12 protein-coding genes are annotated in these 12,996 nt (G+C 60.7%); 8 read left to right on the top strand and 4 right to left on the bottom strand.

Annotation, left to right across the window (positions count from 1 at the left end):
- A partial coding sequence (bamA, locus tag P0D73_RS32035; protein ID WP_408434496.1) for an outer membrane protein assembly factor BamA occupies window positions 1-1,441 on the top strand: 1,441 nt, incomplete at its 5' end.
- Between the two features lie 35 nt (window positions 1,442-1,476).
- Here the strand turns inward: bamA and P0D73_RS32040 are convergent.
- Complete coding sequence (locus P0D73_RS32040; protein ID WP_408317524.1) at window positions 1,477-2,466, bottom strand: LysR family transcriptional regulator; 990 nt, start codon at window positions 2,464-2,466, stop codon at window positions 1,477-1,479.
- A gap of 158 nt (window positions 2,467-2,624) precedes the next feature.
- On the opposite strand from P0D73_RS32040, the gene P0D73_RS32045 reads away from it, so the two are divergent.
- The 4 genes from P0D73_RS32045 (at window position 2,625) to P0D73_RS32060 (ending at window position 6,989) form a co-directional block, all read left to right on the top strand.
- Window positions 2,625-3,845 (top strand): fumarylacetoacetate hydrolase family protein, encoded by a 1,221-nt coding sequence (locus P0D73_RS32045; RefSeq protein ID WP_408317392.1) that lies wholly within the window; start codon window positions 2,625-2,627, stop codon window positions 3,843-3,845.
- Between the two features lie 70 nt (window positions 3,846-3,915).
- Window positions 3,916-5,253 (top strand): MFS transporter, encoded by a 1,338-nt coding sequence (locus tag P0D73_RS32050; RefSeq protein WP_408317394.1) that lies wholly within the window; start codon window positions 3,916-3,918, stop codon window positions 5,251-5,253.
- Between the two features lie 42 nt (window positions 5,254-5,295).
- Entirely contained in the window at window positions 5,296-5,427 is a 132-nt protein-coding gene (locus P0D73_RS32055) for a hypothetical protein (protein ID WP_408317396.1), read from the top strand.
- Window positions 5,428-5,447: 20 nt separating this feature from the next.
- The gene (locus P0D73_RS32060; protein WP_408317398.1) at window positions 5,448-6,989 is read left to right on the top strand and encodes a UxaA family hydrolase; all 1,542 of its coding nucleotides are present in this window, start codon (window positions 5,448-5,450) and stop codon (window positions 6,987-6,989) included.
- A 405-nt stretch (window positions 6,990-7,394) separates the two neighbouring features.
- On the opposite strand, the gene P0D73_RS32065 is transcribed toward P0D73_RS32060, so the two are convergent.
- The gene (locus tag P0D73_RS32065; protein ID WP_132379862.1) at window positions 7,395-8,450 is read right to left on the bottom strand and encodes an aldo/keto reductase; all 1,056 of its coding nucleotides are present in this window, start codon (window positions 8,448-8,450) and stop codon (window positions 7,395-7,397) included.
- A 202-nt stretch (window positions 8,451-8,652) separates the two neighbouring features.
- Here P0D73_RS32065 and P0D73_RS32070 point away from each other — a divergent pair, with 202 nt between their 5' ends.
- The 3 genes from P0D73_RS32070 to P0D73_RS32080 all read left to right on the top strand — a co-directional run bounded on the left by P0D73_RS32070 (window position 8,653) and on the right by P0D73_RS32080 (window position 11,551).
- Complete coding sequence (locus P0D73_RS32070; protein ID WP_408317402.1) at window positions 8,653-9,567, top strand: LysR family transcriptional regulator; 915 nt, start codon at window positions 8,653-8,655, stop codon at window positions 9,565-9,567.
- 177 nt (window positions 9,568-9,744) lie between these two features.
- On the top strand, window positions 9,745-10,599 hold the full coding sequence (locus P0D73_RS32075) for an SDR family NAD(P)-dependent oxidoreductase (protein WP_408317404.1): 855 nt from the start codon (window positions 9,745-9,747) through the stop codon (window positions 10,597-10,599).
- 16 nt (window positions 10,600-10,615) lie between these two features.
- The gene (locus P0D73_RS32080; protein ID WP_408434499.1) at window positions 10,616-11,551 is read left to right on the top strand and encodes an SMP-30/gluconolactonase/LRE family protein; all 936 of its coding nucleotides are present in this window, start codon (window positions 10,616-10,618) and stop codon (window positions 11,549-11,551) included.
- A 78-nt stretch (window positions 11,552-11,629) separates the two neighbouring features.
- On the opposite strand, the gene P0D73_RS32085 is transcribed toward P0D73_RS32080, so the two are convergent.
- Together P0D73_RS32085 and P0D73_RS32090 are read right to left on the bottom strand one after the other, a co-directional pair.
- Window positions 11,630-11,827 carry a tautomerase family protein gene (locus P0D73_RS32085; RefSeq protein ID WP_408317408.1) on the bottom strand — a complete coding sequence of 66 codons (198 nt, stop codon included), beginning with the start codon at window positions 11,825-11,827 and terminating at the stop codon, window positions 11,630-11,632.
- 82 nt (window positions 11,828-11,909) lie between these two features.
- Window positions 11,910-12,332 (bottom strand): hypothetical protein, encoded by a 423-nt coding sequence (locus P0D73_RS32090; RefSeq protein ID WP_408317410.1) that lies wholly within the window; start codon window positions 12,330-12,332, stop codon window positions 11,910-11,912.
- Window positions 12,333-12,996 lie beyond the last annotated feature (664 nt).

Raw genomic sequence — 12,996 nt, forward strand, 5'->3', positions numbered from 1 at the left:
CGAGCTGGCCAAGCTCATCAAGATCAAACCGGGTGACCGCTTCTCGGCTGAAAAGCTGCAAGCCACCACGAAGGCCATCGTCGACAAGCTCGGCGAATACGGCTATGCGTTCGCCAACGTCAATGCGCAGCCGCAGATCGATCAGGCCAACCACAAGGTCGGCCTCACGCTGCAAGTGGACCCGAGCCGCCGCGTCTACGTGCGCCGCATCAACGTGGTCGGCAACACGCGTACGCGTGACGAAGTGGTGCGCCGCGAAATGCGTCAGATGGAGAGCTCGTGGTTCGACTCGAACCGCCTCGCGCTGTCGAAAGACCGGATCAACCGTCTCGGCTACTTCACGGATGTGGACGTGACCACGGTGCCGGTCGAAAGCACGCAGGATCAGGTCGATATCGACGTCAAGGTGACGGAAAAACCCACGGGCTCGATTTCGCTGGGCCTGGGCTATGGCTCGGGCGAGGGGCCCATTATCTCCGCAGGCGTATCGCAGGACAACGTGTTCGGCTCGGGCACGAGCCTCGCACTGAATGTGAACACCTCCACTACCAACCGTACGCTGACGGTCACACAGGTCGATCCGTACTTCACGATTGACGGCATCAAGCGCATCACCGACGTTTATTACCGCACGACTGAGCCCTTGTATTATTCGACCGACTCGAGCTTCCGAATTATCACGGCAGGAGCGGACCTCAAGTTCGGCGTGCCTTTCTCCGAGGCCGACATGGTGTACTTCGGGCTGGGGTTCGAGCAGAACCGTCTGGATATCGACGCCAATACGCCTCAGAGCTATAAGGATTGCGTCACGCAATTCGGCCGTGTCTCCAACAATGTTCCGTTGACGGCGGGATGGTCGCGTGACGACCGTGATAGCGCGCTTGTCCCAAGCCGGGGCTACTATACGCAAGCCAATGCCGAATACGGCACGCCGCTGGGTGATACGCCGTACTACAAGGCAGACCTCCAGGCGCAATACTATTATTCATTCGCGCGTGGCTTCGTGCTTGGCCTGAACTTTCAGGGCGGCTATGGCAATGGATTGAACGGCAAGCCCTATCCGATCTTCAAGAACTACTATGCGGGCGGTATCGGTTCAGTGCGTGGATATGAACCAAGTTCGCTCGGCCCGCGCGACGCGACCACCAACGATCCCATCGGTGGCTCGAAGATGGTCGTCGGCAATATCGAGCTGACCGTTCCAATGCCGGGATCCGGCTACGACCGCACGTTGCGCGTCTTTACCTTCCTCGACGGCGGCAATGTATGGGGCAGCGAAGGCAGTAGCATCGGAGCGAACGGATTGCGCTACGGCTATGGGCTGGGGCTCGCCTGGATCTCGCCGATCGGTCCGCTCAAGTTGAGCCTCGGTTTTCCGCTCGTCAAGCACGCAGGCGATCAGTATCAGAAATTCCAGTTCCAGATAGGCACATCGTTCTAAAGCTATCGTCGGACCGCTCTCGCCGATCCCTATCGTCACGTTGCCTCGCCCGATCCGTCGCGCGTTGGCAGCGCCCGATCGCCGACACGTCCCGCCACGGAACGTAGAATGGCGATGAATTCCTGCATGGGCTGTGACGGCAATTCGTGCTTGCGCGTGACGATACCGTAGCTCGTCATGGTCCGGGTGATGGGAATGGGCAGGTGTCCGAGCAGACCCTTGCTTACATATTTTTCGACAGCGGCACGTGGCTGCAGCGAAATCATGTCGGTTGCCTGCAACAGTTCCAGTGTCGAAAAGATTGAAGGCGTTTCCACCATGCCCACCGGCGCAGGAATGCCCGCGCCGGCGAACGTTTCGTCGAACAGCTGCCTGATAGCCGTTGCTTGCGGATAGAGAATCCATGGCCACGCGCCAAGATCGGCCAACTCCAGCCGCCGCCGCTGCAACAACGGATGATGCTGTCCGACGACCACCCAGACCGGTTCCCCGGACAGCACCTCGAAGTCGAACAGTACTTGATGGCGCGGCTCCGTCAGACGGCCGACCATCACGTCCAGCTTCCTTTCTTCGAGCCAGACCGCCAGTTGGTCACTGCTTTGCTCGACCAGTTTGATGACTAGTTGCGGCCGCTGCCGGCGAATCTCCCTGATGCCGGTCGTCACCACCTGAGCGGCCGAAGCCGAGATAGCGCCGACGGTGAGATGACCGTAGCCGCCATCGCTCAAGGTGCTGAACTCGTTCACGAACTTGCCCAGATCGGCTACCGCCGCGGTCGCATAGCGCACGGACAATACGCCGAGATCGGTTGGGCGCATCTCCCGTGGTAACCGTTCGAACAACTGGGCCCCGAACATCGATTCGATGTCACTCAGGATTTTTGTCGCCGCGGGCTGGGTGATAAGCATCTGTTCGGCTGCGATGCGCAAGTTGTGCGTGCGTCCGAGGGCATCGAGCAGTTGAAGATGTCTGAAGCGCAGCCTTGCCAGGACGCTCGACGTACGCACCGCAAATTGTCTGGACATGGGGTAAACACGCACGAACTCATAACCGGATGGAATCGATTGTACTGAATAAGAGATTGGATGTTTATCGGTCGGCTGCCTAAAGTTGCTGCTGGGCGAATCAACGCGCGAACTGGCGGTAAGCCGCGCGCGCCAGACAAACTTCAGTGGAGACAGACATGACATCCCCGCTTTCACTCAGCGTAACTGACACGCTTCCGTCGGACGGATTGTCCGGCACGCTTGTCGGCCGCGCCTGGGTACCTGCCGCGAATTCATTGCCCGCAGGTCCCGCCGTAGTCGTCTTGCGCGCCGACGGCGTGTTCGACATTTCCGACGCAGCACCGACCATCAGCAGCTTGCTGGAGCGGGAAGATCCGGTCGCGACGGTGCGAGCCGCGAGTGGCCGCTGGATCGGCAAGCTGGAGACGATCATCGGCAATACGGCCGATGCAACGGGCGGTACCGTGCAAGATCCGGAGCGCGTCCATCTGCTCGCGCCTTGCGATCTGCAGGTCATCAAAGCAGCAGGGGTGACCTTTGCGGCGAGCCTGATTGAACGAGTGATCGAGGAGCAGGCAAAGGGCGACCCGCAAGGCGCGGTGCGCGTGCGAGAGCAGATCAGGTCTCTCGTCGGCGATAGTCTCACCAGCATCCGACCGGACTCCGCCGAGGCGCGCGAATTGAAGGCGCTACTGATCGAGCAGGGACTATGGTCCCAATACCTGGAAGTCGGCATCGGCCCTGACGCGGAAGTCTTCACAAAAGCGCCGGTGCTGGCGGCGTTGGGTACGGGCACGGAAATCGGGCTGCATCCGAATTCGGTCTGGAACAATCCGGAGCCGGAAATCGTGCTGTCGATCGACAGCCGCGGCCGCGCGCTCGGCGCGACGCTGGGCAACGACGTCAATCTGCGCGATTTCGAAGGACGCAGCGCGCTCCTGCTTGGCAAGGCGAAGGACAACAATGGCTCGTGTGCGATTGGCCCTTTCCTGCGGCTTTTCGACGAGACTTTCTCGATCGACGATGTGCGCCGGGCGACAGTCGATTTGCGCGTTGAAGGCAGCGACGGTTTTGTCTTGCGAGGCACGAGTTCGATGGACCAGATCACGCGCGACCCACTCGATCTCGTTTCGCAGACGATCAGTTCGACCCATCAATACCCCGATGGCGCGCTGCTGTTCCTCGGAACGCTTTTTGCACCAATCGAAGACCGCGACGCCGCTGGCGCGGGCTTCACACACAAGCTGGGCGATATCGTGAAGATTTCGAGCCGGCAGCTCGGCACGCTGGTCAACCGGGTCAACCACAGCGACCGCATCGAGCCGTGGACCTTCGGCGTGCGCGCGCTGATGGCGAACCTTGCTGCACGAGGACTACTGGACACAGCCTCTCTCTGATCACGTATGAACCGGCTCTAACCCCCCATAACAGACCGGCATACCCGGCTTCCTCAAGGAGATAGACGAGATGCAGACTCAACACGTTACGCAAGACCCGTTGGAAAGCGCGGTACGCAAGGCGCGCCTGCGGCTTGCGCCCTTCCTCGCGCTGATGTTCGCGCTATCGATGCTTGACCGTTCGAACGTCGGGTTTGTCAAACAGGCCCTTCAAGTCGATTCGAACATCGGCAACGCGGCGTTTGCGCTCGGGGCGGGGATCTTTTTCATCGGCTATGCGGTGTTCGAGATCCCGAGCAATCTGATGCTGCATCGGGTGGGTGCGAAGCTCTGGTTGAGCCGGATCATGGTCACTTGGGGGCTTGCGTCGGCGGCCATGATGTTTGCGCACAACGAGGCCTCGTTCTATGCGCTGCGCTTCATTCTGGGCGTGGCCGAAGCAGGTTTTTCGCCCGGCGTCATTCTCTATTCCACATACTGGTTCCCCGCACGTGAACGCGGCAAGGCGCTAGGCATCTACTACTTTGGCTTGCCAGTGGCGCTCGTGTTGGGCAGCCCGCTATCAGGTTATCTGATGGAGGTCATGGGTGGCCGCCTGGGTCTGCATAACTGGCAATGGATGTTTCTCATCGAAGGTCTCGCTGCGTCGGCTGTTGGCATCGTCGCGTTCTTCTATCTGGTGAGCAAACCGCGCCACGCGAAGTGGCTGACGTCGGCCGAAAAAGACGCCCTGGAAAACGCCATAGCAGCGGAAGACCGGCACAAGGTTGCGCATGGGCCGGCTACTGCGCTGACCGCGCTGCGCAACTGGAACGTGCTTCGCTTTGTATCGATTTATTTCGCCATTCAGGTGAGCGTGTATGGCGTCATCTTCTATCTGCCGACGCGGATTTCGGAGCTGACCGGTACCGCCATCGGCTCGAAGGTCGGCTTTCTGACCGCCATTCCCTGGCTGTGCGCACTCATCGCACTGCGCTTTATCACCGGCTACGCGGACGCGAGCGGGAAGCACCGGCAACTCGCCATCGCCATGCTGGCTGCGGCTGCGGCAGGAATAGCACTGTCTACCCTCGGCAATCACATTGGACCCGTGCTCGTCGCATTCTGTATCGCGACGGTCGGCTTCGTAGTCGTCCAGCCGCTCTTCTGGACCTTGCCGACGGCCTACCTGAGCGGTACCGCGGCAGCGAGCGGTATTGCAATGATCGGCGCGCTCGGCAATCTCGGCGGCTTCATCGCGCCCACATTAAAGACGGCAGTGGAGACGCTCTTTCATAGCCCTCGTGCAGGCATGTTCACCCTGGCGTTTGCAGGCGTCGTCGGCGTGTTCCTGCTTATGAGCATCGGCTTGCATTCACGCCGCGTAGCCGAAGCGCCGATTGGCTCGGCCGAAGCGACGCTTCGCTAGGCACATGCAGATACGCTGCACGCGATTTAACCGGAAATTCACATGAGCATTCTCGGACATCATTACATCGGCGGACGATGCGGCGCTTGCGCATCGATCAATACGCTCGTCGGCCTTGATGCCGTAACAGGCGAGGTCGTGCGTGCAGCGCAGATCGAGGAGGCAACGTCATGATATTCGACGCGGAGAACACAATGGCCGATCCTTCGGCAACTGTAGAGCCAATCGTGCAACTGCATCCAGATGACGATGTCGTCATCGCGCGGCACCAGCTTGTCGCGGGCATGCGCATCCGCGGTAGTCTTGCCGTACGTGGGTTGATCCCGGCGGGTCATAAGCTTGCCGTCCACGCTATCGAAACGGGCGCGCCAGTGCGGCGCTACGGCCAGATCATCGGCTTTGCGACACGTGCCATCGAAGCCGGGGAGCATGTCCATACGCACAACCTTGCGATGGGCGATTTCGATCGGGACTACGCGTTCGGCGCAGATGCGAAGCCGGCGTCGACGGTCGCAGCGGCGGCGCGGTTCATGGGCATCGTACGCGCCGACGGACGTGTCGCAACGCGTAACTACATCGGCATTCTGACATCGGTCAATTGCTCCGCAACGGCGGCACGCGCCATCGCAGATTACTTTCGTCGCGATATTCATCCGCAAGCGCTTGCGGACTATCCAAACGTTGATGGCGTGATCGCGCTGACGCACGCTCAGGGCTGCGCGATCGATTCCGAAGGCGAAGCGCTGGAAATGATCCGGCGCACTCTCGGTGGTTATGCACGGCATCCTAATTTCGCCGGCGTGCTGATAGTCGGGTTGGGCTGCGAAACCAATCAGATCGATGGGCTTATGCAAAGCCAGGGTCTTACGTCCGGCGCGGCGCTGAAGACGATGACCATTCAGGCGACCGGTGGCACGGCGCGCACGGTGGCGGCGGGCATCGAACAGGTCAAGGCGATGCTCGGGGAAGCGAACAAGGTACGGCGTGAGCCCGTGGATGCCAAGCACCTCGTAATCGGCTTGCAATGCGGCGGCTCAGACGGCTACTCCGGCATTACCGCAAATCCGGCACTCGGCGCGGCAGTCGATCGCCTGGTCTCGCACGGTGGAACGGCGATTCTCTCCGAAACCCCCGAGGTCTACGGCGCCGAACATCTATTGACGCGCCGGGCCGTGTCACGTGAAGTCGGCGAAAAGCTCATCGAACGGATCCACTGGTGGGAAGCATACTGCGCGCGCATGAATGCCGATCTGAACAACAATCCATCGGCCGGGAACAAGGCCGGTGGGCTGACAACGATTCTCGAAAAGTCGCTTGGCGCCGTAGCGAAAGGCGGTACGACCAATCTCGTCGACGTGTACCGGTACGCCGAACTGGTGCGTGCCCGCGGTCTCGTTTTCATGGATACGCCGGGCTACGATCCGGTTTCGGCGACCGGGCAGGTCGCGGGCGGCGCAAACCTGATCTGCTTTACGACCGGCCGCGGCTCCGCCTATGGTTGCGCGCCGTCGCCCTCGTTGAAACTGGGTACCAACACTGCTTTGTGGCAACGTCAGGAAGAGGACATCGACCTGAATTGCGGGTCGATCCTCGACGGCGAACGAACGGTCGACGAACTCGGTGAGGAGATCTTCCAACTCATGCTTGCGACCGCGTCGGGCCAGGCGTCGAAAAGCGAGATTCACGGATACGGCCAGAATGAATTCGTGCCCTGGCAGATTGGCGCCATCACATAAGGCGGCGTTTGCGTTTCTTTGGCGCGGCTAGCGTAAGCCAGCCTGTTTGAGCCTAGCTCGACTGCGTAACCCCGTACGCGTTAGGTTTCCGCTTCTTCGGCGGCACGATCATTTCGATTTTGCCGACGAGGAAGATTTACGAAAGGATGCCCAGAACGGCGACGATCGAGACGTATCACATCGCATAGTGGAAGTTGTGCGTGCGCTGCAGGATCATGCCGAAAACGACGGGCGTAGTAATACCGGACAGATTGCCGAACGATCGTGGCGGTCAACACGAGGCCGACGATCACCGGCAACTTGCGCGCGACCGTTACCGAATTACCCTTTTTCAGGAGGCTGTCACTGAGGCAGCCTCCCGCCAGCATGCCGACCACCGCCATGAGATGGGGAATGGATGCGCGTCTACGCCTTGAGATGGGGCTCCAGCAGCGACAGGTCCGCAACTGAAAGACGATCGTGCGCGGTCTGCACCTGATGCCAGTACGGATAGAGCAGGGGCGGCGCGCTCACCTTGTCGAGCCGCTCGCGCTGTTCGGCGCTCAGCCTGAGGTTGGCCGCGCCGAGGTTGTCGAGCAACTGTTTCTCGTTGCGTCCGCCGATGATGACCGACGTGACGGCGGGGCGCCCGAGCGTCCATGCGAGCGCGACCTGCGCAGCCGAGACATTCTGCTCGCCGGCGATTTCAACAAGCGTATCGACGATCGACCACAGTCGTTCGGCGTCGCGGATCGGCGGCTCCGTCCAGCCGGCGAGCTGGCGCGTGCCCTCGGGCGTCGCGTCGCGGCGGTGCTTACCCGACAGCAGGCCGCCTGCGAGCGGGCTCCAGACGAGAATGCCCAGGCCTTGATCGAGTGCGATCGGCGCGAGTTCGTATTCCGCTTCGCGTGCTTCGAGCGTGTAATGAATCTGCTGACTCACGAAGCGCGGCAGGCGATCGCGTTCGCTCACATGCAACGCCTTCATCAGGTGCCAGCCCGAGTAGTTCGAGCAGCCGACATACCGGACCTTGCCATGCCGGACAAGCAGGTCGAGCGCTTCAAGCGTTTCTTCGAGCGGCGTGAGTCCGTCCCATTCGTGCACCTGGTAGAGGTCGATTACATCGGTCTTGAGACGGCGCAGGCTCGCCTCGCAGGCTTCTATCAAATGATGCCGCGACAGACCCCGGTCGTTCGGGCCGTCACCCATGGGAAAGCGGGCTTTCGTCGCAATCAGCACGCCGCCTTTGCGCTTGCCGCCGAGCGCCTGGCCGACGATTTCCTCCGACGCACCGTTCGAATAGACGTCTGCGGTATCGATCAGGTTGACGCCCGCGTCGATGCACATGTCGATCTGCCGGCGCGCATCGTCGAGGCCGACCTCGCCGACGCTGGCGAATTTGCCTTTGCCGCCCATCGTCATCGTGCCCAGCGTGACGGTCGACACCTTGAGGCCCGAACGGCCAAGTTGACGGTAGTCCATGATGAAGCAATCTCCCTATATGCTGTGAGGATTCGCAACTGGCGTGCGGTCGTTAAGTCCCATTGCGCCCGCATTTCGTGCGCGGCGTTTCACGTGTCCAGACATGCGACGATAACGGAGATTGAATTACCATTCCAATAGAAAGATGTGATCCAATTAAGCGGTTTCCGTGATTAATCGTCTCTGCAGAAAGAGTGCCAACGTGGATTTGAAGCAACTCGAACATTTCGTGGCGGTCGCGGAAGAGCGACATTTCACGCGCGCGGCGCGGCGCCTCAACCTTGTGCAGTCCGGATTGTCTGCGTCGATCCGCTCGCTGGAAGAAGACCTGGGCGGACCGTTGTTCAATCGCAGCACGAGGCGAGTCGCCTTGACGCCTGCCGGCGAAGTGCTGTTCGCAGAGGCGCAGCGGGTACTGGCTGCCGCCCGCGACGCGCGGCACGCCGTCACGCAGGTTCATGGGCTCGCACGCGGCCGGCTGAGTATCGGTGCGATTCACGGTCTCGCGCCTTTCGTCGACCTGCCGGCTTCTCTAGGACAGTTTCGGGCCGCGTTCGGTGGGATCGATATCGAATTGATACTGGACGGCTCGCGTGCGTTGATCGACGATGTGAGGGAAGGGCGCCTCGACCTCGCGTTCACGCAGCCGCCGGATACGCCGCTCGACGATCTCGGATCGCACATGTTCGCATGCGAAGGAATGGTTGTCGTCTGCGCGACGTATCATCGACTTGCGGGCGCCAGCGGGCTGGAGCTGGCCGATCTCGTCGACGAAACATTCGCCGACCTGCGCCCGGAGTGGAGCGTGCGGCGGCTCGTCGATCGAAGCTTTGCGGCGGCAGGGCTGCAGCGCCGGACCAGCTTCGAGGTCAACGACATGCCGATGTTGCTTGAACTGGCCGCACAGGGGCTTGCGATCAGCATGGTGCCCGAATCCGTGGTTGCCGCGAGGGGCAGCAATACGCACGGCGCACCGGTCGCAACGGCGCGTCTGCGCGAGGCCGAGGAGCCCTGCTGGGAACTCGCGGCCGTTTTTAAGGGAAGCGCGGGAGAACCGCTCATACCCGTCGCCCGTGCTTTCCTGGACTTGCTCAAATTGCCCGCGATGGCGACCTGACGCTCGACTGGCCGCTTCGCGCGGCAATAGCGCAACATGCTTAGGACCGCTCGTCATTGGGAGCCCGGCCGGTCACGAAAGAAACGGTCATGCTAGGATCGCCGACTCACTGTTCCAACGGATCGGGATCGTAAGTCGCTTGTAGGCGCCGCGATTCCGGCATCAACGAGGATTCTCATGACTCATTCTGCCCTGACCCCCGGCGCCGTCGCCGTGATCACCGGTGGCGCCGCCGGCATCGGCCTGGCTGCTGCCAAACGCTTTGCGCAGCTTGGGTTGCGCGTCTGCATCGCCGACCTCGGCGCCGACCGCGTCGCGCAGGCGGTGGAGGAAATCGCCGCGCTGACCCCAAGCGGCACACAAGACGTCTTTGCGGTCGAGACCGACGTCAGCGTCGCCGACGATGTTCGCCGCCTGCACGCAACCGTCGTCGAACGCTTCGGCGGAACCGACGTGCTGATGAACAATGCCGGCATTCAGCCCGGTAGTGGGATGTTCGGTCCGACTGGGAACTGGGAGCGCGTGCTGGGTGTCAACCTGTGGGGCGTGATCCACGGTACGCAGATTTTCGTGCCGGACATGATCAAGCGCGGTCGTCCGGGACTTGTGATCAACACCGGTTCGAAGCAAGGCATCACGACGCCGCCAGGGGACCCCGCGTACAACGTTGCGAAGGCCGGTCTGAAAGCGTTCACCGAAGCGCTGCAGCACGAACTGCGCAACACCGCCGACTGCCGGATTAGCGCTCATCTGCTGATTCCTGGCTTCGTGTTCACGGAACTGACACGCAACGGCCGCGTGGAAAAGCCCGCCGCCGCATGGACGCCCGAGCAGACCGTCGATTTCATGTTCGAGCGTCTCGACGCCGGCGACTTCTACATACTGTGTCCCGACAACGACGTGCCGCGTTCACTCGATGAACTGCGCATCCTATGGGCCGCAGGCGATATCGTCGAGAACCGGCCCGCGTTGTCGCGCTGGCATCCGGACTACGCTACGGCATTCGAAGCGTTCATCAAGCAGCCCCGTTGACTCAAGAGCCAGCACTATGTGGCAACAAAGTGAAACCTATCCCGATCCCGCAGTGGAAGTGCTCGATCCGCGCTTCCTGAAATACCGGATCACGAACGCGGCGGTCGAGCGGCTTGCGACTGGCATGCGCTTCGGCGAAGGACCGGTGTGGTTTGGCGACGGCCGCTTCCTGCTGTGGAGCGATATTCCGAACAACCGCATCATGCGGTGGGACGAGGAATCTGGCGCGACGTCGGTATTTCGCAGGGCTTCGGGGTACGCGAACGGCAATACACGGGACCGCCAGGGGCGGCTCATCACCTGCGAGCACGGCAACCGACGCGTGACGCGCACCGAGTACAACGGCACGCTGACCTTGTTGCTCGACCGCTTCGACGGCAAGCGGCTGAATTCGCCGAACGATGTGGTCGTGAAGAGCGACGACAGCATCTGGTTCACGGATCCGCCGTTCGGCATCTCCAACAACTACGAGGGTGTCAAAGGTGAGCCCGAGCTGCCGACCAACGTCTATCGCCTCGACCCGGCCACCGGCCGGGCGGAGGTGGTCGCCGACGACATCGTCAATCCGAACGGCATCTGCTTCTCGCCCGACGAACGCCGCCTCTACATCGTCGAATCGGGCTCGAAGCCGCGGCGCATCCGTGTGTACGATGTCGAGGAGGGTCGGCGCCTCGTGCGCGGACGCGTATTCGTCGATGCGGGCGAGAACGGCGCGCCAGACGGTTTGCGTTGCGACATGGACGGTAACCTATGGGCCGGTTGGGGCACCGGACCGGGACTGAACGGTGTGATGGTATTCGCGCCGGACGGCAACGCGATTGGGCGCATTGCTCTGCCCGAACGCTGCGCGAACGTCTGCTTCGGCGGCGCGGCGCACAACCGGCTGTTCATGGCGGCCGGGCAGTCACTGTACGCGCTATTCGTGGATACGACTGCGGCGGTTGCAACCTGAGCTCGTCGGTGGATTACGTCCGCGCCCGGTCGGCGGCGTCACCGCACACCGGCCGGTCATGATGCGGATTATGCGGGTTCAGGAAGTGCGCTGACGCTCGCTGAACGGAATGCCGCCTCTTGACTTGGAGTCTGATGGAGACTCCACGATCTGCACGACAACCTGTTCAGCGGCGACACCGAGGCTGTCAACCACAACTTTGGTGATCCCCGTCATCAGCGCTTTCTTTTGCTCAGGTGAGCGCCCTGCTACTGCGTAAACAACGACTTCCGGCATAACGTACTCCAGCGGGTTGGCAAGGAACTGCAGTCGCAATCATAGCGGCACTGCACGCCGTGTGCTCGAGCCCGGGCCTTCCTCACGCAGCGTTCGTCAGCTGGTCTGCGTTAAGGCCGAATTGATGCGCGATCGATTGCAGCCTGTCGCCCCATTCCCAGACGCCGAACACGTCATGTACGTTTTGCAGGCAGCTCAGCAGGCTGACCGTCTGCGGGTCGTATACGTTGATTTTCGAACGCAGTAGCGCTCTTCTCAGCGCAGCGACACCCACGTCCATATAAGTGGGCACTTCATGCTTTTGTCTGCTGACATAGTGAATGGGAACCCCTTCCATCACTGTCAGGTAGTCGCGTGGCTTGATGAAGTTGCCGATTGGACAGCCGCCGCAGTAACCGCGATATGCGCCGCCGCCGCGCGGCAAGAGCGCTGCTTGGCGCTGCTGGAACAGATGCTGGACAGCCTGGTCGAAAATGACTTGATGGCTTAAAAATTCAAGAGTCATTCGGTTCTCCTGCCGCATGCGAGCTTGCGCGCCCGCTGGTTCTGTCGGAATGAGAGAAGAGTAGGTTTTGCCGGTGCACGAATCTACTCTACGGTGGGATATACCGATGCCGCGTTAGCGTAACCTACCTATACAGAGGTATAGGCGGGTTAACCAGCGCCACGAAAACTCGCGACCTGGGACCGCGTTCATTGATAAATACAAGTTAAGACCAGGTTAAATGCACATGAACTATATACACGGAATTGCAGATAAACTTCGCACCCAGTTTTCCAGCTTGTCGGGACCTTCGATTTGAAAGTTCGAGTGTAGGTAAGTGAGCGGATCGAATGTTCATCTAGGTAGGATGTCTTAACGAACGAACAGGGTCGCATTGCATACGACCGACGCAGCGGCATCCTTGGGGATCAGATTCGAAAGGATTGAACCGGCTTTTGCGAATGCAATGCATCAATTCGGCGCGCAGAGGGCACGACCTCCCAATCAAAATGCCGTCTATCGAACAATTCATCCGCACTCTTCCTGCGCAATATCACCCATCAGTTCATTTGTCTCCGCAACTCTGACCAATTCACCTTCACTCTTTGCATCCGAGCCATCCGTGAGAAGGCGACGCGTCAGTTCAAAGTCGGCGCGTCGTCCATATTAATTCAGTTATCCTGAC

It is taken from the genome of Paraburkholderia sp. RL18-101-BIB-B, assembly GCF_046026985.1.
In the GTDB taxonomy this organism is placed as follows: Bacteria; Pseudomonadota; Gammaproteobacteria; order Burkholderiales; family Burkholderiaceae; genus Paraburkholderia.